We start from the raw sequence: 19,417 nt of genomic DNA on the forward strand, positions 1-19,417 counted from the left end.
GACTCATAGCCAGTAGATGACGAGTGCAGCGAGGGCGATTGCGGAGAGGAAGACTTTGGGGCAGCGGTCATAGCGGGTTGTGACACGCCGCCAGTCCTTGAGCCTGCCGAACATGATCTCGATCACTGCCCGGCAGTGCATTGCGCAGCAATGTCACGAGAGGGGCGGTTGCGGCGTTTGTAGCGCCGCTTGTCGTATCGGATTGCAGTCTTGCGTTGCTTACGACCCGGGATGCAGGCGCGTATCCCTTTGTCTTTCAACGCTTCTCTGAACCAATCAGCGTCATAGCCGCGATCCCCAAGAAGCCAGTCGACATCTGGCAGGCTGCTCAGCAGTGCTCGGGCACCGATGTAGTCGCTGTACCACTGCCCGGCAGGTGATGCTTGCATCGCCGAGAGGGGTGACCGGCGGTCACGAACAGATTGAGCGGACGTCCATAGCTGTCGCAGATGGCGTGCAGTTTCGTGTTGATGCCACCCTCGGTTCGACCAATCAGGCGGTAATCCCCCCCGAAAGTAAGGGGCTGCGGAAGTAGAATTTTCTCGGCAAGATGAACGAGGAGATTCAGATGAAGATGACAAGATACAGGAACCCCAGATCCTTGCGATACTGCGCCAAGCTGAAGGCGGTGTGCCGGTGGCTGAGCTTTGCCGTGAGCACGGCATGAGCTCAGCGTCCTTCTACAAATGGCGGGCAAAGTATGGCGGCATGGATGCGTCCATGGTCAGCCAGATGAAGGCCATGGAGGAAGAAAACCGTAGGCTGAAGCGGATGTATGCGGAACTGAGCATGCAAGCTGACTTGCTGAAGGAAGCCCTTGCAAAAAAGTGACCGGGCCATCTCAACGCCGCGAGATGGCCGAGAATGCAGTGGCGCGACGTGGGGCAAGCATCGCTCTGGCTTGCCGGACCTTCGGCGTCAGTGAGACCTGCTATCGTTATGGCCCAAAGCTGCGTGCCGAGAATGAAGAGATCGCCGATCTACTGACCGGGCTGACGGACGCCCGGAAGACCTGGGGGTTTGGGCTGTGTTTCCTGCACCTGCGCAACGTCAAAGGTCATCCGTGGAACCACAAACGCGTTTACCGCATCTACTGCGAGTTGGAACTGAACCTGCGGATCAAACCCCGCAAGCGGTTGAAGCGGGACAAACCTGACGCGCTGGCGGTGCCTGATGCGCCAAATGTGACCTGGTCAATGGACTTCATGGCGGATCGGCTTGGCGATGGCCGGGCATTCCGGCTGCTGAACGTGCTGGATGACTTCAATCGCGAAGGCCTGGGCATCGAAGTGGATTTTTCCCTACCCGCTGAACGGGTCATTCGCAGCTTGGACAGGATCATCGAGTGGCGCGGCAAACCCGGGACGATAAGAGTAGATAACGGCCCAGAATACATCAGTGGCAAGCTGCTGATCTGGGCTGAGAAACGGGCATCACGCTCCAGCACATCCAACCCGGTCAGCCGCAGCAGAACGCCTACATCGAGCGTTACAACCGCACCGTCCGACATGAATGGCTGGACCAATACATCATCGAAACTATCGAGGAGGCCCAAGATCACGCCACACAATGGCTCTGGACTTACAACAACGACCGCCCGAACATGGCCATCGGCGGCATCACACCCGCCCAGAAACTGAAAATGGCCCCGTAAGTTCTACGAATGCACCACGTTAAAAATGGGGGGATTACCGGTCCTGAGCCTAACTCAGGCGCCGCAACCGCTCCGCTCATTCAACTTTCCTTGATTGCTCCAACAAGGTGCTCACCGATGACTACAAGCGCGATGTTGCTGGCGCGGTTCTGATTGGAGGGCCGGAAGCCGTCATTCGCTGCGGTTTGCACTAACGTCAAGTATGTGCAGAGAACGAAATTTGCAAAGTTTGGCGCGCTTCACGACAGCGAACCTTCAGACTGTGTGCGGCGAGGGGCAGGTCAGAGCCCATGTTGCAAGATTTCTGCTTCGCAGCGAACTTCGGCTATCAGGAGACGGTCAAAAACCTTCAACAAGGTCGAGGGTTTGGAACAGGGTTTGTGACAGCGTCAATCGAGGTCGGTTGCGCCCGTTCCAAAAACGAGGGTTTTTTGGAGCGGTATATGTGTGTCGGGTAACTAAGAGCCCGATCAGAAGTGAATTGTGTCAGAACAGTCAGTTGTGATTCCGTATGTTTGGGCAACTGAACGGGGGTCACGATGGCTTGGACGGAACTCACTCGCCGCCGATATGAGCCCAATTCTGGCGGTTATTCTAGCGATGTCACGGACGCGGAATGGTCGGTCATTGGCCCGTTGCTACCCGGCCGTAACCGACTGGGCCGACCACGCCCGGTCGAACTTCGACAAATCTGGGATGCGATCCAGTTTATCGCGGCAACGGGCTGCGCGCATCGCCGGTTCCAGCATGACCACGTAAGCAGCTGAAACGAGTCGATAGGTTAACGCAATGCTTGACTTGAGTTCGCGATTTTCGATAAGTACGTCGTAAGTAGTTGTAATCCTACTCTTGGCCTCATGAGGTTCTCATATGAACACCTTTACTCGTTTCTTTGCCACCGCTTTCGTTGCATTTGCAGGATCCTTTTCGGCAGCGCACGCCGCAACGCTTGACTTCTCCGCGTCAGGAAGCTGCGCCGGTGGGCCTGGCGTGACCTTTGCAATCCTCACAAACAGTAATTGTTTCTTGGCGCCAACACCCAATAATACAAATGGCCTGTCCCTTTTGAGCAATACGTCATCTTCCTCCCGAGTCCGCGCGGATTTTACGGACCTTGCTTCGTTTGTTTCGGTCGACCTAGGCGATTTTGGTTCTGATACAGATACGGTTTTCATCTCAGCTTATGACAGCATTGGCACGTTGTTGGGCACCCAAAGTGCGAGCATCGTTGGGAGAGCAATGAAAACGGTTTCAGTGGCGTCAGCGGATATTTCGTATGCGATATTCGGTTCAAGTTTCGATGTCGGATTTATCGCTGCGGACAACTTCAAATTTACCACACAGGTATCTGCCGTTCCGCTTCCAGCGGGTGGAGCATTGCTTTTGACGGGTCTGGGTGCGTTTGCGCTGGCACGTCGCCGCAAGTCGTAATCACGTACTTTTCGCTAATCAAGGTTTGGAATGGCTGCCCTAGTGGGCGGCCTTTGGGTACGAGTCCGAAGAGTCCGCACCGCCGCCGCTTGCCAGCATGGCAGCGAAGGTCCGCTGCGATGAAGGAAACGGCCAAAACTCATACGTTACTGTCACCGGCGATAACCACCGTTTGTTGAACCGTTCACCAGACCGGACATTGGTGCACGTGCAGCGAAGGTCTGGAAAGTCCGCATTCTGTGAGTTGGCGACCTGCGCGGCGAAGGTCGGCTATCGCAAATTCGCGTCCAGTCTCATCGGTCCGCTTTGGGCTGTGGGGAACTGCCGTTCGCTGCGGTTTGAACCAACGTCAGGTTTAGCGCTCCGACCTTAGCTGAGGCGCTGTGATAAGGACAGATTTGTCGCAGAAAGATGTACCAAATCTTAGTGGAAATCGCGGCTTCGAAACAGTCGTTTGGCTTGGTCTCGCGGGTGATAGGCGCGGGGGGGGAGCGGGGCGGGCGCGGCGCGTCATCGGCTTGGGGGTGGGTGATGCCGACGGCATCGTCCATCGGGTGGCCAAAGTCCGCGAGGCGGGCTGAGAGGTCTTCGACCTGCTCGGCGATCACATGCACGACGATGCCTTCGCGTTGCAGTTGGCCGGTCACGCGCAGCAATCGCCCGCCCATCACGATGCGTCGAAATTGTTCGTAGATCTTGGGCCAGACAACGATATTGGACACGCCGGTTTCGTCCTCCAGCGTCAGGAAAATCACGCCTGATGCTGTGCCGGGGCGTTGCCGGGTTATCACCAGCCCGCAGACCGATGTGCGGCGCAGCGGCGCGGTAGGCAGCTGGTCATGCGGGGTCAGACCTGCGATCGCGGGACGCAGCAGCTCCATCGGATGCGCGCGCAGGGACAAGCGCATGGCGACATAATCTTCGACCACCTCTTCGCCCAGGTGCATGGGGGGTAAAACGACACCGGGTTCGCGCAGCCCCTCACCATCCAACGGGTCAGCGAACAACGGCAGCGGCGCGGGGGCGCGGATCGCGCGAACCGCCCAAAGCGCATCGCGCCGGGTCAGGTTCATGCCGCTAAACGCATCCGCTTCGGCCAGGCGTTCCAGCGTCGCGGGGGGCACGCCGGCGCGCAGCCACAGGCTTTCGGGATCGGGGTAGCCGTTGGCGCGGGCGCTGACGATCCAGCCGGCGTCTTCTTCGCGCAGGCTTTTGATCTGGCGAAAGCCGAGCCGCAGCGCCAGCGTGCCATCCGCGCGCCGTTCCAGCGTATTGTCCCACGCACTGTGGTTGACGCTGATGGGCCGCAGTTCGACGCTGTGTTCGCGGGCATCGCGCACGATCTGGGCAGGGGCGTAAAACCCCATCGGTTGTGAATTCAAAAGCGCGCAGGCGAAAATCGCGGGATGATGGCATTTCAGCCATGACGATACATAGGTCAGCATGGCGAAAGCGGCGGCGTGGCTTTCGGGAAAGCCGTAATCGGCAAAGCCTTCGATCTGGGCAAAGCAGGCCTCGGCGATGTCTTGACTGTAGCCATTGCCCCGCATGCCTTGGATGAAGCGGTCGCGATGCCCGCCGATCGTGCCCATCCGCCGAAAGGACGCAAGCGAGCGGCGCAGTTGGTCGGCTTCTTCGGCTGTGTAGCCCGCGCCGACCACGGCGATCTGCATCGCCTGTTCCTGGAACAGCGGCACGCCAAGGGTTTTGCGCGTGACCTCCTCCAAGGCGGGGCCGAAGGGTTCGGGAGCCTCCAGGCCCTGACGACGACGGATGTAGGGTTTCACCATGCCGCCCTGGATCGGGCCGGGGCGGACGATGGCAACCTCGATCACCAGATCATAGAATTCGCGGGGCTTCATACGCGGCAAAAAGTTCATCTGCGCCCGACTTTCGACCTGGAACACCCCGACCGCATCGGCGCGGCACAGCATGTCATAGGTGGGCTTGTCGCCCTGCGGCACGGTGTCCAGCGTCAGGTGTTTCTTGTCGTGGTTTTCCAGCAAGTTGAAGGCTTTGCGGATACAAGTCAGCATCCCAAGGCTGAGCACATCGACCTTGAGAATCCCCAAGGCGTCGATGTCATCCTTGTCCCATTCGATGACTGTGCGTCCTTCCATCGCGGCGTTTTCAATCGGGCACAGCTCATCCAGACGCCCTTGGGTGATGATGAACCCGCCGACATGCTGGGACAGATGGCGGGGAAAGCCGATGATCTCTGCGATCAGCTTGATTGTTTGCGACAGGCGACGATCATCGGGGTTCAGCCCCAGTTCGCGAATGCGGGCAGGGTCTGCGCCGCCATTCGATATGCCCCAGATCTGGCCCGACAGGCTGGCGGTGACATCCTGCGACAGCCCCATCACCTTGCCGACCTCGCGGATGGCGGCGCGCGTGCGGAAATGGATCACGGTAGCGCACAGCCCGGCGCGGTGGCGGCCGTATTTCTCATAAATCCACTGGATGATTTCTTCGCGGCGTTCATGTTCAAAATCCACGTCGATATCGGGCGGCTCGCCGCGATGGCGCGAGATGAAGCGTTCAAACACCATGCCGATCATGTCGGGGGATACATCGGTGATGCCCAGCAGATAGCAAATGATCGAATTGGCGGCAGATCCGCGCCCCTGACACAGGATCCCGCGCGCGCGGGCCTCGGCCACGATGTCATGCACGGTCAGGAAATAGGCCGCATAGCCCAGTTCGCCGACAAGGGTCAGTTCCTTGGCCACAAGACCATGCACCCGGTCATCGGCCCCCTGAGGATAGCGCCGTGTGATCCCGGCACCCACCAGCCGTTCCAGGCGCTGTTGCGAGCTTTCGCTTTGCGACATCTCATTTGGGTAGTCATATTGCAGCTCTGACAGGTCAAAGCTGCAGCGGGTCGCGATCTCCATGGTGCGGCGCAGCGCGGCGGGGTGGTGGCGATACAGACGTGCCATATCGGCGGCGGGTTTCAGGCGGCGTTCGGCGTTGGGCAATGCGCGGGTGCCGATCCGGTCAATCGTGATCCCCTCGCGCAGGCAGGTCAGCACATCGGCCAACTGGCGGCGAGCGCCGTGGTGCAGCAGCGCATCGCCCACCGCGACCATCGGCGCACAGGCCTGCAACGCAAGGGTGGCGCAGGCGTTGAACCATGCCTGATCGGACCCGTCATAGCGCGGGGCCGCCCCCAGGAAAATCGCTCCGGGATAGCGGCGCGCCAGCGTCTGGATCGGGATCAGCGCTTGCGTCAGGTCAGGCGGCGGCACGGCGATCAGGATCATGCCCTGACAGCCCTGCGCCAGATCGGCCAGATCCAGATGGCATTCGGCCTTGCCCGCGCGCCGTTTGCCCAATGTCAGCAAGCGCGACAGGCGTTGATAGGCCGCCAGATCGGTGGGCAGCGCCAGCCAGTCGACGGGACAATCGCGCAAATGCAGACGGGTGCCGACGATCAGCTTTGGCAAGACCGGCACGCTGGGCATGGGCAGATCCTGTGGCGATCCCACCGGCTGGCGCGAACAGCTGTCGGTCTGTTCGCTGGAACGGATTCGCAGGGCTTCGGAGGTCTCGGATCTCAGCGTTTTCAGCGCGTTATAGGCCCGGACCACCCCCGCCAGCGTGTTGCGGTCGGTGATGGCAATCGCTGACAGTCCCAGTTCGGCGGCGCGCAGCATCAGCTCTTCGGGGTGCGACGCGCCGGTCAGGAAGGTGAAATTCGAGGTGACGCATAGCTCGGCGTAGCTCATATGAATTCTCCTTGCACAAACCAGCCCGGATTTTGCGGCGTGTGGAACAGCCACAAGCGGCGGCCTTCGCGCGTGTCGATCTTCCAGTAATCGCGCAGGCCAGAGCGCCAGTTGTCGTCTTCCAACCACCATTCCGGCGCGATGCGTTCCGGTCCGATGGCGCGCCCCGTGGTCAGCGCCATGCGCCGCCAGCGGAACCGTGCGGGCGGCTGCGCCCCCTTGGCGCCGATCGGTTCGGGCGCAAACAGGCGCAGCGGACGCGGGCGGTGGCTGATCCAGTTGCTGTCGGGGTCACTGAACGCTGCCGGGGCGATAGAGAAGCTGCGTTCGGGGATATGGCTGTCGGCGGGCAGAAACCGCTGGATGTTTTCCAATCCGATCCGGGTGCCCAGACGCGAGATCAGGTCGTTCAACTGATCGGGTTGCCTTGGGCTGACCGTGCCGATCTGCTGCACCGGCAAGGGTTCGACCACCACCGCCTGCAACCGCATGACATCAATGCCAAACCCGACATCGACGCTGCCCAGCCCGCGTTCGAACAGCGGCAGAATACGCGCCGGGTCGCGCATCGCGCTGGCCAGGCGCAGTTCCACCTGCTGGCTGCCCTGATCGACGCGGCGCAGGGTCAGCATCAGCTTGCGCGCCCCGGCCTCTTGCGCTTTCAGCTTGTCGCATAGCGTCGCCAGCAGCCGCGCGGTTGCCGCCATCACATCGGGCAACAGGCCGATCGGGTCTGGGAACGTCAGCCGCACCCCGTAATGCGGCGGGTCGGGGTCGGGGTTGATCGTCTCTTGCAGATGACCCAACGCCTGATCAAGCCGGGTCAACAGATCCGGCCCGAACCGGCGGGCCAGCGGCGCCCGGGGGCGCGTGGCCAGATCGCCGATACTGCGTAAGCCCAGCCGTTGCAGGGCGGTTATGGTCGCCGTATCCAGCCGCAGCGCCGCCACCGGTAGCGGCGCCAGCGCGCCCGTCGTGCCACCGTAATGCGCCAGCGCCCATGCGGCCCCGCGCGTATCGCCCAGCCCCAGACGCAGCGTGATCGCTGCCCGCTGTGCCCGCAGGCGCATATCGTCCAGCATCGCCGCCTCATCGCCCCATAAATGGGTCGAGCCGGTGACATCCAGCACCAAACCATCCACGCCCTCGCGCCCGACCCAAGGGCAATAACGCGTGGCCCAGCGACGCAGCGTTGACAGAAACCGTGCGTCCAGATCGGGGCGCGCAGGTTGGCTGACCAGCGTCGGGCAAAATGCCCGCGCGTCGGCAAAGCTCATCCCGCGATGCAGGCCCAAGGCTTCGGCCTGCCGGTTCAGGCAATAGATCCGGTCGGTGCTCTTCTGGTTGAAGGTCAGCACAAAGGGCGCATCAATTGGCCGTGCCCTCAGAACCCGGTCCGAGGCCAACCGGGGAAACCACATGCACACGACGCGCTTCTTGTGACCATCGAACATCCCAAGCACCAACTGTTCCTGATTTGTTCTTAATAATTTCCCAACGCATCAGAGTCGAGTCCTCCTGCGCTGAATCAAACAGAGGGCGGGCGCGCCAGCGGGTTTCTGCGGCATTGGATCCCATGCCCTCGGGGATCAGGCACAGCCCCGTTGTGTTGCCCGCCTTGGCCGCCAATTGCAGCCGCCGCCCCTCGCGCAAATTCAGGGGTCGGGTGATTTCAATCAGCACACTGGCCAGGACCCCCTTGCGCAGCGCTTCTTCGGCCACGGCAAGGCTGTCGATCTGGCTCTCCGCGCGGGCAACTAGAAGCAGCGCCGGGTCCAATACCGGGGCAAGGCCCAAGGGATGCACCGCTTCTGTCACCCATGTTTCGCAAATCCAAAGGGTCTCGCCTTGCGTCACGCTGGCCGCCACAGCCGCAAAAGCAGCCGCCGCAGGACCACAGGCTTCATGGACCCGCCCGTGGCGCAAGGGGAATATGGTAGCGAAATCTAGCTGCATGATAGTATCCCTACCGCGAATACCAGCACACGCCAATGCGCCAATCCTGATAGCTGCTGGAAAATCACCATAGCTTTTTTGCGTGAAAAGTTAAAAGCTGCCGTCCGCTAAATGAGGGATGAACGTCAGCTCAGGTGAAGGTTTTCTGATGCGGGTCGCGGCGGCACGTTGCGCACTGGCGCGACCACGACCCGCGTTGGAAAACCTCCCAAGGAGGAAGCCGCGCGGGTCTTGGATCATCCTATGGGGAAAGTGCGCTGACGGGCGTGGCAGCGGCTGCGTCAGGGGGGCTGAAGGTGCGCATGGCGCCTGAGAAGGGCGCAAACTCGGTCGATGATCCCGACAAAGCTGCTGGTTGCGCCGTGATTGCTGCCGTGTATCGCGCCGAGGAACGATAGACGCATGCGGACTTGGCCGGTTCTGCGAGGCACAGCCGGTGCTGTCTTGTGACGGATGACAGGCGTTTCGTCATGCGGCCTGCTCCCTCGGTGGGGCCCGCGACATCGGTGTTTGCCCGCGGCGGAATATCTCGACGATGCGCATGGGACCGCCGCAGCAGGGACATGGCTCGCGCAGGGTGAGTGGGACGATCTCGGTCGGGGGTTCCGGCACGGCGACCTGTTCAGGTTGCTGGACGCAGAGCAGGGTGCGGATCTTCGTGATGTTGGTCTTGCGGGCCAAGCTGGCCAGCAGGCCGTAATGCCGGATCCGGTGGAAGCCATCGCGCGGGTCTTGGATCAGGAACCTTCGGATGAACTCGGGCGTGGCCAGCCGCATGACCCTTTGCCGCCCTCTCGTGGTTTTGCTGCGCAAACCACTGCCGGGCAGTGGTGCGCCGGACTTGATGCGGTAATCCTTCCAGCGGAAGGAGACGGTCTGGGCATCGGCGCTGATCAGGCGGGCGTTCGAGATCGCCACGCGGTGGGTGTAGCGGCTCAGATAGGCCAGCACCGCCTCCGGTCCGCCGAAGGGTGGCTTGGCATAGACCACCCATTCGGATTTGCGGAATGGGGCGAGCTAGGCAGTGAAGGCGTTCGCGTCGACCAACTCGGCCAGATCGCCGAAGAAGGCCAGCTGACCAGCCTGGTGCAGCTGCATCAGTCCTTCCAGAAACAGGCGCCGGAACAGTCGCGATAGAACCCGCACATGCAGGAAGAACCCGGGGCGGCATGCAACCCACCTGGTGCCATCCGGCGACAGGCCGCCGCCCGGCACGATCATGTGGATGTGCGGGTGGTGCGTCAGCGCCGATCCCCAGGTGTGGAGCACGCTGCTCATTCCAACCCGCGCGCCCGTGCGCTTGGGATCGGCCGCGATGGTCAACACCGTTTCGGCGGACGCCCTGAACAGCAGGCCATAGACGGCCTTCTTGTTCCAGAGCGCGATCTGGGCGATCTCTCCCGGCAGGGTGAAGACCACGTGGAAATACTCGACGGGCAGCAGATCCTCCGCGCGGGCGGCCATCCAGTCGCGCGCCGCCGGTCCCTGGCACTTCGGACAATGCCGGTTCTTGCAGGAATTGTAGGCGACGTGATGGTGACCGCACTTTGCACAGCCCGCCACATGCCCGCCGAGCGCGTCCGTCCGGCAGGCCTCGATTGCGGACATCACCTTGAGCTGTGAGAGGCTGACATGCCCCGCATTGGCCCGCCGCCACGCGGGACCATGGGCGCGAAAGATGTCAGCGATCTCCAGCTTGGGCCGGGACACCCCGGCGCCCGGTCACTCCAGACTTCGCTTCACGGTCTGGTCCTGCAACTTCGCCAGCATCTCGTAGGGGCTGACCGTGTCGCGGATCGTCTTGGTGGCGACATGGGTGTATCGCGCGGTGGTTGTCAGCTTGGCGTGGCCGAGCAGCACCTGGATCACCCGCACGTCGGTATTGGCCTCCAGCAGATGCGTCGCGAAGCTGTGGCGCAACGTGTGCAGCGTCGCGACCTTCTTGACCCCGGCCATGTGCTTGGCCGAGGTGAAAGCGCGGTTCAGTTGGCGCGGTGAGATCGGGTTGATCTTCGGCTTGCCGGGGAACAGCCAGCCCTCCGGCCGTGCCTCGCGCCACCAGGCACGCAGCAACTCCAGCAATCCGGGCGACAGCATCACCTTGCGGTCTTTCTGCCCCTTGCCCTGCTCGACGTGGATCAGCATCCGGTCGCTGTCGTGTCGGAGACGCGCCTGTGGCACGATGTCGCCGATCTTGAGGTTGCAGACCTCGGCCGCGCGCAGCCCGGCACCATAGCTGATGCTCAACGCAGCCCGATACTTCAGGCCCGGCCCCGGTGCCGCCATCACGATGTCGGACACCTCCTCGACGCTGAAGACGACCGGCAGCTTGCGCGGTTCGGTGCGGAATTGCATGAACCGCTTCATCTCTTCGCGCCCGCAGGTCATGCCGAAAAAGAACCGCAGCGCCACGATCCGCACGTTGAACGTGCTGGCCGTGACCCCGGCGTCGGTCATGTGCAGTTGGTAGGCGCGCAACTCCTCCGGGGTGGCCGTATCCGGCGAATGCCCAAGAAACTGGGCGAAATCCTTGATCGCCCGGATGTGGGCCTTCTGAGCCTTCTCGCCCATCCCACGGATGCGCATGTCTTCGATCATCCGCGCCCGCAGCGGCGAAATCCTCTCCTCGGTCATGGGAACCTCCTGTCTGATGATTGAGAAGGCCCCAATCGTCATCAAGGCCGACCATGGTTCGCGAATTTGCAAGGTCCGCTCCCTGCGCAGAACTGACCTTGATGCCCGGTGCAACATGACAACCGGGCCATCCGACCCCTGAATGGCTGCTTTCGTCAATCTGAGGTGGCACCCGCGCTGGTGCAGCGAATTCACACTTTCCTGAAGGTTTTTCGATGTGGGCCGCGGCGCGACGGTGGCGGCCATGAGATGGCGGCCCACGTTGACAAACCTCGGAAGGAGGAAGCCGCGGGGGGCTTGGATCACCCTATGGGGAAAGTGTGCTGGCGGTTGGGGCACCGTTTGTATCAGGGGTGCGGCCGAGTTTGCACACGGCGCCTGAGACGGGCACGAGTGCGTTCGATGCCCTCGTAACCGCTGAACGATTTGGCATGATTGCCATCGTGTTTCGCGCCAAAGGAAGATGGGCACAGCCTGTCATTCCCGGATCTGCAGGGTGCAGCCGGTTGCGTTCTGTGCCATCTGACAGGCGGTGTGTCATGCGGCTTGCTGCCTCGGAGGTGCCCGCGACATCGGTTTTTGCCCGCGGCGGAAGATCTCGATGATGCGCATGGGGCCGCCGCAACAGGGGCACGGTTCGCGCAGGGTGAGTGGGGTGATCTCGGCTTCGCGGCCTGACACGGTGGCCTGTTCCTGCCCTTGGAGGCAGAGCAAGGCGCGGATCTTTGTGATGTTGTCCTTGCGAGTCGAACTGGCCAGTAGGCCGTAGTGCCGGATGCGGTGGAAGCCCTCAGGGAGGACATGGATCAGGAAGCGACGGATGAACTCGGGCGTGGCCAGGCGCATGACCTTTTGGCGCCCTCTCGTGGTTGTGCTGCGCAAACCACTGCCGGGCAGTGGTGCGCCCGATTTGATGCGGTAATCCTTCCAGCTGAAGGCGACAGTTTGGGCATCGGCGCTGACCAGGCGGGCGTTCGAGATCGCGACGCGGTGGGTGTATCGGCTCAGATAGGCCAGAACTGCCTCAGGCCCTCCAAAGGGTGGTTTGGCGTAAACCACCCACTCGGCCTTCCGGAACGGGGCGAGCCAGGCCTTGAAGGCATCAGCTGCGGCCAACCCTTCGAGATCACCGAAGAAGGCCAGCTGCCCGGTCCGGTGCAGTTCCATGAGCCCGTCCAGAAACAGGCGCCTGAACAACCGCGACAGCACCCGCACATGAAGGAAGAAACCCGGTTTGCAGGCGACCCACTTCGCAGAGTCGGGCGACAGGCCGCCGCCCGGGACAATCATGTGGATGTGGGGATGATGCGTCAGCGCTGATCCCCAGGTGTGCAGAACGCTGGTCATGCCAATCCGGGCGCCGAGGCGCTTGGGATCGGCCGCGATGGTCATCACCGTTTGCGCCGATGCCTTGAACAGCAGCCCGTAGACCGCCTTCTTGTTCCAGTAGGCGATCTGCGCAATCTCGGCGGGTATCGTGAAGACGACGTGGAAATACTCCACCGGCAGCAGGTCCTCGGCACGGGCCTCCATCCAGTCGCGCGCGGCCGGTCCCTGACACTTCGGGCAATGCCGGTTCTTGCAGGAATTGTAGGCGATATGGTGGTGGCCACACTTGGCGCAACCGGCCACATGCCCGCCGAGCGCTTCGGTCCGGCAGGCTTCAATCGCCGACATCACTTTGAGCTGGGAGAGGCTGACACGCCCAGCGTTGGCCTGCCGCCACGCAGGGCCATGGGCGCGGAATATGTCAGCGATCTCCAGCTTGGGCCGGGGCACCGGCCCCTGGCGCTATTGCATCCCTCGTCGCAGGGTCTCGTCCTGCAACAGCTTCATCTGCTCGAAAGGGCTGACAGTGCTGCGGATGGTCTTTGTCGCCACATGGGCATACCGTGCTGTGGTCGTCAGCTTGGAGTGGCCAAGCAACACCTGGATCACCCGCACGTCCGTGTTGGCTTCCAGCAGGTGTGTGGCAAAGCTGTGCCGCAATGTGTGCAGCGTGGCGGCCTTCTGGATACCTGCCATGTGCTTGGCCGAGGTGAATGCACGGTTCAGTTGTCGGGGCGACAGCGGGCTGATCTTTGGCTTGCCGGGGAACAACCACCCCTCGGGGCGCGACTCGCGCCAATAGTCGCGCAACAGATCCAGCAGGCTCGGCGACAACATGGCCTTTCGATCACGCCCGCCCTTGCCGTCATCGACATGGATCAGCATCCGATCGCTGTCGATATCTTTGACCTTGAGGTTGCAGACTTCGGATGCACGCAGCCCGGCACCGTAACTGATGCCAAGAGCCGCCCGATATTTGAGCCCAGGGCCGGGCACGGCGGCCATCAAATCAGCCACCTCCTCGACACTCAGGACAATCGGCAATTTGCGGGGCTTGCGATGAAACTGCATGAAGCGCTTCATCTCATCACGCCCGCAAGTGATCCCGAAGAAGAACCGCAGGGAAATGATGCGCACGTTGAAAGTGCTGGCTGATACGCCGTCCTGTGTCATCTTGAGTTGATAGGCGCGCAGATCTTCAGGGGTGGCTGTATCGGGCGGCCGCCCGAGGAATGACGCGAAATGCTTCACATTCCGGATGTGCGCTTTTTGCGTCTTCTCGCACAGCCCCCGAATATCCATATCTTCGATCATCCGCTGACGCAGCGGGGTGGCCTTCTCCTCCTTCATGGGAACCTCCTGTCTGACGGTGGGAAAGACCCCAATCGTCAGCCCAGACCGGCATGCCACAAAGAAAAACCATGAAATATCTGCCGACCTTGCGATCAGGCGCCGATGCCGCGGAGCGGCTTAGTCCATCCGCCCTTCGTGTCGGAGCCCCGCGTCATGCTGCGCCAGGCACAAATGTCGTGGAAGGGCTGGCAGCGATCGCTAAGTTCGACAGCACGAACCGGAGTAAAGTTTGCACAGACGACATTCGAGATCATCTGGATCTTGTCTTTGGGTCTCCCCTCAGCAATGCTTATTTTGTCCAGATACTCAGTCCACATTGAACCTGCATCATTGTCGGGACTTGGTAAGAAAATGGCGTCTGAATCCGGAAACCGGCCTAACCGCAAGATTGGATACGCTCGCGTTTCCACCTCAGACCAGAATCCTGACATGCAGATCGAGGCCTTGAAGCGATACGGCGTTCCAGAGCAGCTGATCTTTGTCGATCGGGCCAGCGGCGGAACCATGAAGCGGCCAAACTTCATCCGGGCGATCAAGACCTGCCAGCACGAGGGTAGCGCGGTTGTCGTCTGGAAGCTCGACCGCCTTGGCCGCACCTTGGGCAGTATCCTCGAGACGCTCAAACTGCTGTCCGAGCGTGGGGTGGCATTCGTCAGCCTGACAGAGCGCGTCGACACGACAGGTCCAATGGGTAAGGCGATGATCCATCTGCTGGCAGTCTTCGCCGAGTTGGAGCGTGACCTCATCCGGGAGCGAACCAAAGCCGGTATCGATCGGGCTCGCGAGCGTGGCGAGGTGGGCGGCCTCCCGAGGGCGATAACGCATGAGCGGATCGCCAGCGCTACGCTTGAGAGCGGCAGTATAAGGCTGCGGTTTGGGGATGTGTGACTCACTGCACTCGCCTTAATCGGCGGGGGCAATGCAATCAACGGGCCGCAGCGACTTTGCAATCCGTGCTGTCAGCCTTTGAGCGACACCACGTTCTGCGCGTGCCCGGTCACAAACCGCGCCCATGCCTCCATCACGTGGCGACGGCGTTCCAGCAGATCCGACCGGGCATAGGCGCGCACTACGCGGCTTCCAATCTTGTGGCCAAGGATGGTTTCTGCGACCTCGTAGCTGGCCGCTTCGATGTCCTGCACCCAATCGCGAAAGCTGGACCTGAAACCGTGCGGCCTGCCCGCCTCGTCCATTTCGTTTAGCGCCTTTTCCAGCGCCGTGCTGGACAGTGCGCGGTCGCCACGCCCCGGAAACATCAGGTCCAGGCCGAACGATCTGGCTGCATCCGGGATAAGCAAAGCCTCTGCCGATAACGGCACCCGGAAGTCCGTCACAGCGCCCTCCATACCCTTGACGCGATCCGCTGGCACGGTCCAAACATCCCCGTCTATCTCCGATACCCGCGCACCCTTGCACCCATCTGCCCGCACCAACGTCAGGATCATCCATCGCAGGCAAAGGTGCGATGATATGTCGGTCCTCAGTCTGGCATAGAGCGCGGGTATCTCCTGCCATGGGGTCGCGACGATGTGCGTCGGTTCGTGCCTGACGATTCCAAGCATCCGCTTTGCCGCCTCCACCACGAACGGATCGCACGGAACGCCCACGCCCTTGGCCTCGTTGAACACGATCATAGTGCGCCGCAGCGCCTTGATTGCGGTCGGCTGCTTGGACCGCCATATCGGCTGCAACGCGGCCTTGATATCGGTTTGGTGGATAGCGGACATTCGTTTCCGCCCGATCTTGGGAATCACGTGCGTGTCGAGCGGGCTGCGCCATCTGCCCCGCTTGCCGTCGCCCCGCAAGCTGGCTTTCCGCGCTTCGAAAACCACCGTGACCATTTCGGCAAATGTCGGATCGTGCTGATCCCGGTCGGCCTTCTCTGCGTCCCTCTGGGCCTGCCTGACGCTGACCGGATCGGACCATCCGCCAAGACAGCCGCCCACTTGTCGCGGGCCGCTCTGGCCTGCGCCAGCGTGATAGTCGGCCACGATCCCAAGCCCATGTCCCTGCGCTTCCCAAGATGCTGATAGCGATACATCCACCGGCCCGATCCGGTCTTGGACTTGTCGAGGATCAGGCCACGCCCATCCGACAGCCTTCCCGGCTCCGCGTTCTTGATGCTGATATTCGTCAGCCCCGCCATTCCTGCCCCACACTTTGGCCTGCGCCGTGGTGATCCACCCTGAAACATGGGGAGACGGACTCGGGCCTAAGTGCCTGTCACCATAGACAGATGATGCGGGTTGGTGCAACACCGTGAGACGGTTGTGTGGTTCCCTTGTGCGGCACCATTGCGACAAGCTAAATACCTGATAAATATTAGCTATTGTCGTCAGGCCGGACCATGGTCACGAGGATCGCACCGCCACCTCAGGCAAGCGCGATCCTGAATCTGACACTTTAGACCTGTTTGTCCCCGGTCGACTCTGTCGATCGGTTGCCGGCCACCATGTCGATCACTTCTGCATCCAGCGCTTGCTGTTCCTCTGACGCTGCGGCCTCGGCGGGGTCGATTTCGACGGGCGTGGGAGCAACCTCTTGTGGACCGACAAGCAGCGGTAACATCTCTGCGCCAACGGTTGCCGACAAGTCAGATTGCGGCGGAGACTTCCAGCTGAGCGTGTCAAAACTAGAGCAGTTGTTACAGATCGGCGCCCATTCGGCATGGATGTTGTTGCAATTGTCGCAGACCCACTGTGGACCTCGGGGCGCTGTCAGCGCCTTGGCCAGCCAGGCGCGCACAACCGCATCCGAGGCTCCCTCGCCGCGCTCGACGGCTGCCATGATGGCCAGAACGCGGGTATCCGGCTCATTCTCGACCAAATTGCCCAGCGCACGACGCGCTGCCGGGAAATCCTCGGCGGCAAGGTTCAGTTCAGCCTGCAGTAGACGGGTCTCGCGATGCTCGGGCTTGAGAATGGTCAGTTGGTGAAACCGCTTGAGCCGCTCTTGCGGGGTTTCGTTCGGCACAATTTCCGCAAAGGCGGCGGCCAGATCGGGGTGTGGGCGCATATCCCACGCCTTTTTCAGGATGCGCAGGGCGTTCTTGGGGCGGCCTTCGGCGATGTAACCGCGTGCAGCCATAGTCGCGGCAGGGATCAGATCCGGTGACGCCTTATTGGCGGCAATCGCTGCCTCACGGGCCTCGATACTCTTGTCGCTGTCAATCACATCCTTGGCTTCGGACAGGGCAAGAACAGCGTCGCGACGACGATGAACGTCACGCGGCAAGCTGCCGTATTTCAGCTTGGCTCCTAACGTCTTGCGAGCGCCAACCCAATCCGCGTTTTCCGCCTGAAGACGCAGCAGGATGTCCTGAACCTCTTCGTGCTTGGGTTTCAGCGCAAAAGCCCGCTCCGCCAGTTTCAGCGCTGTTACGGTATCACCTTTGGCGATCTTTTGCTTCATGATGCCACGCACACCAACAAAGCGGGTCGCATCGTTCTGCACCAACCGCTTGTATACCTGCTCAGCCTTGGCTGTGTCGCCGTTCAACTCGGCCGCCTGAGCGGTGATCAGATCAGTGATTTCGGGTTTTTGCAGGTAACGCTCGGCTTTGGCGGCTTTGGCCATTGCCACGCGCCCTTCACCGGACGCAAGCGCCATGATCCCTTCGGCCAGCGCCTGATATCCCTTGCGCTCGCGATTGCGGTCAAAATAGCGCGACAGCGCTGTCTCATCACCGTTGAGGAATTTGAGCACCGCAATCAGCAGCGCAAAGAGTTTGAAAAACAGCCAGACGACCAACAGCAACACAAGCGCAGCGATCACCGACTGAAGCGGGCCAAGGTTGAATTCCATCCCCGCCGCGGTGATCTGAATCCCGCCCGAGCTTTCCATGAGGTACCCGGCACCAAGGGTCAATGCCGCGACCAGCGCGACAAAAATCACAATCTTTATGAGAGACCAAAGCATTGTCCGACCCTTATCCTAGTTCAGTTCCTGGCCCAGCGTCTGCGCTGCAGCCTGTACATTCAGACGCATCCGCGCGCGGGTCACCCAATCATCCATCGCGGCCAGCGCTTCGGGCGGAAGGGTCTCTAATTCCGCCACTGCGGTGGCGAGATCTCCGGATTTTACGGCGGCCTCGGCGCGCGACAGGACAGCATCCGCATCGGCACCTTCGCGTGGTGTAATCGACCGGGCGCCCAATTGTTCACGCATGAACAGCGACAGGCGGTTGCCCACCTCTGCATCCGGTGCGGTGGCGGACCGCGCCGCAGCCAGCGCATCACGCGCCGCCGGGGCAAAATCGTCCTGCAACTCGCTCAACATCGGGACACCGGCGTCGGCCGCCGCGCTCAGTTCGCTGGGCACCGTGATGGATTTCGACGCAGAAATCACGCCGAGCGGTTCAGCGAAGGGGTCGCCATTGTCCAGCGCCGCCTGCATCGTCGCCAGCGCGGTGTGCATTCTGGCCAGTTCGGCCTGCGTTTCGGCATTCTGCTCGGCGACAACGGCCTCTTGGGCGATATTCTGGATCTCGGCGCGCTGCGATTCGACGTCCGCGCGCAGCGCTTCGATCTCGCGCTCATAGGCGGCAATCGCCTCGGGGGCGACGTTTTCCGTGATCGGGCGTTTCTCAAGCTCGACCGTGCGCACTTCGAGCAGACCGATCTTGTCCGACATGCCGCTTATCTGATCCTGCAAGCTGTCCACAGCGCCGGTCAGCGTCTCTACATTGCCTTCGACCGATGACAGGTCAAGTCCGCCAACCGCTGTTTCGACCGCATCGACCCGGCCCGACAAGGTGGACAGCAGATTGCCCTGCGAGGCCAGTTCAGTGCGGGTTTCTTGCTCGAACGGATCAACCTCGGCCGTTCCGTCCCCAAAGGGCCAGCTTTGGTTCTGGTACTGTCCCAGCAGATACCCAATTCCAGCGGCAACGATCCCACCAATCACCATCGGGACAAAGCCGCCTTTGCGCTCAACAACGGTTTCCTTGACCACCCCAGGGACGGGGGCAATCACCGTAGTGGTCGAGTCATCCTCTGAGTTGCCAGTCACAGGGTCTTCTGCTTCGTCCGGCTCTGGTATCGTGGTGTCATCGACCGCCGACAGGCTGTCGTCATCGGGAACCGTGCCTTCAACGGTATAAATTTCGCCGGAATCGACTGACTCTGACTCTGTCGTCGCTTCCGAGAGCGTATCGTCGCCCATCAAGGGTGTGTCAGTGCCCGGCTCATCCTGAACGACAACAGCATCTGCAATCCCGTCGTCAACGGGCTCTGGCGTTACGACACCGTCTTCGCGCCCGGCGATATCTTCTTCCGGCGTATCTTTGGACTTGTCCGCGTCTGCCACGTGTTTCCACCCTTTCGAATCT

Annotated in this window: 12 protein-coding genes and 4 pseudogenes; 4 read left to right on the plus strand and 12 right to left on the minus strand. The window is 61.4% G+C overall.

Going from position 1 to position 19,417, the window contains the following annotated elements:
• Positions 1 to 3: 3 nt before the first annotated feature.
• Positions 4 to 511: pseudogene (locus IMCC21224_RS26890) on the minus strand (IS5 family transposase); the annotation flags it as partial.
• Positions 512 to 582: 71 nt separating this feature from the next.
• Here IMCC21224_RS26890 and IMCC21224_RS00435 point away from each other — a divergent pair.
• The 3 genes and pseudogenes from IMCC21224_RS00435 to IMCC21224_RS00440 all read left to right on the plus strand — a co-directional run bounded on the left by IMCC21224_RS00435 (position 583) and on the right by IMCC21224_RS00440 (position 3,085).
• A pseudogene (locus IMCC21224_RS00435) lies at positions 583 to 1,654 on the plus strand (IS3 family transposase).
• A 539-nt stretch (positions 1,655 to 2,193) separates the two neighbouring features.
• Positions 2,194 to 2,421, plus strand: a complete 228-nt coding sequence (locus IMCC21224_RS26895) for a transposase (RefSeq protein ID WP_082135097.1) — start codon at positions 2,194 to 2,196, stop codon at positions 2,419 to 2,421.
• A 103-nt stretch (positions 2,422 to 2,524) separates the two neighbouring features.
• The gene (locus tag IMCC21224_RS00440; RefSeq protein ID WP_047993655.1) at positions 2,525 to 3,085 is read left to right on the plus strand and encodes a VPLPA-CTERM sorting domain-containing protein; all 561 of its coding nucleotides are present in this window, start codon (positions 2,525 to 2,527) and stop codon (positions 3,083 to 3,085) included.
• A 423-nt stretch (positions 3,086 to 3,508) separates the two neighbouring features.
• On the opposite strand, the pseudogene IMCC21224_RS00445 reads toward IMCC21224_RS00440, so the two are convergent.
• From IMCC21224_RS00445 to IMCC21224_RS00475, 7 genes and pseudogenes are all read right to left on the minus strand, one after another.
• A pseudogene (locus IMCC21224_RS00445) lies at positions 3,509 to 6,816 on the minus strand (error-prone DNA polymerase).
• Positions 6,813 to 8,270: a DNA polymerase Y family protein gene (locus IMCC21224_RS00450; protein ID WP_047993656.1), complete on the minus strand. Its 1,458-nt coding sequence runs from the start codon at positions 8,268 to 8,270 to the stop codon at positions 6,813 to 6,815. The pseudogene IMCC21224_RS00445 and the gene IMCC21224_RS00450 overlap by 4 nt, the downstream one beginning before the upstream one ends.
• The gene (locus IMCC21224_RS00455) at positions 8,185 to 8,772 is read right to left on the minus strand and encodes an ImuA family protein (RefSeq protein WP_047993657.1); all 588 of its coding nucleotides are present in this window, start codon (positions 8,770 to 8,772) and stop codon (positions 8,185 to 8,187) included. The genes IMCC21224_RS00450 and IMCC21224_RS00455 overlap by 86 nt, the downstream gene beginning before the upstream one ends.
• Before the next feature lie 468 nt (positions 8,773 to 9,240).
• Positions 9,241 to 10,482: pseudogene (locus IMCC21224_RS00460) on the minus strand (IS91 family transposase).
• Positions 10,483 to 10,494: 12 nt separating this feature from the next.
• A complete protein-coding gene (locus IMCC21224_RS00465; RefSeq protein WP_047993658.1) occupies positions 10,495 to 11,406 on the minus strand; it encodes a site-specific integrase in 912 nt (303 codons plus the stop codon).
• Positions 11,407 to 11,943: 537 nt separating this feature from the next.
• Complete coding sequence (locus IMCC21224_RS00470) at positions 11,944 to 13,185, minus strand: IS91 family transposase (protein WP_047993659.1); 1,242 nt, start codon at positions 13,183 to 13,185, stop codon at positions 11,944 to 11,946.
• Positions 13,186 to 13,197: 12 nt separating this feature from the next.
• Positions 13,198 to 14,085, minus strand: a complete 888-nt coding sequence (locus IMCC21224_RS00475; RefSeq protein WP_047993660.1) for a site-specific integrase — start codon at positions 14,083 to 14,085, stop codon at positions 13,198 to 13,200.
• A 354-nt stretch (positions 14,086 to 14,439) separates the two neighbouring features.
• Between IMCC21224_RS00475 and IMCC21224_RS00485 the strand changes: the two genes are divergently transcribed.
• Positions 14,440 to 14,976: a recombinase family protein gene (locus tag IMCC21224_RS00485; protein ID WP_047993662.1), complete on the plus strand. Its 537-nt coding sequence runs from the start codon at positions 14,440 to 14,442 to the stop codon at positions 14,974 to 14,976.
• Positions 14,977 to 15,047: 71 nt separating this feature from the next.
• Here the strand turns inward: IMCC21224_RS00485 and IMCC21224_RS28425 are convergent, their stop codons facing one another.
• From IMCC21224_RS28425 to IMCC21224_RS00500, 4 genes are all read right to left on the minus strand, one after another.
• Positions 15,048 to 15,815, minus strand: a complete 768-nt coding sequence (locus IMCC21224_RS28425) for an integrase (protein WP_231581986.1) — start codon at positions 15,813 to 15,815, stop codon at positions 15,048 to 15,050.
• Between the two features lie 23 nt (positions 15,816 to 15,838).
• Complete coding sequence (locus tag IMCC21224_RS28430) at positions 15,839 to 16,282, minus strand: Arm DNA-binding domain-containing protein (protein ID WP_369795976.1); 444 nt, start codon at positions 16,280 to 16,282, stop codon at positions 15,839 to 15,841.
• A 209-nt stretch (positions 16,283 to 16,491) separates the two neighbouring features.
• Positions 16,492 to 18,006, minus strand: a complete 1,515-nt coding sequence (locus IMCC21224_RS00495; protein ID WP_047993663.1) for a heme biosynthesis protein HemY — start codon at positions 18,004 to 18,006, stop codon at positions 16,492 to 16,494.
• Positions 18,007 to 18,021: 15 nt separating this feature from the next.
• On the minus strand, positions 18,022 to 19,395 hold the full coding sequence (locus IMCC21224_RS00500; RefSeq protein ID WP_053078852.1) for a COG4223 family protein: 1,374 nt from the start codon (positions 19,393 to 19,395) through the stop codon (positions 18,022 to 18,024).
• Positions 19,396 to 19,417: the final 22 nt, after the last annotated feature.

Origin of the sequence: Puniceibacterium sp. IMCC21224 (assembly GCF_001038505.1) — a bacterium.
In the GTDB taxonomy this organism is placed as follows: domain Bacteria; phylum Pseudomonadota; class Alphaproteobacteria; order Rhodobacterales; family Rhodobacteraceae; genus Puniceibacterium.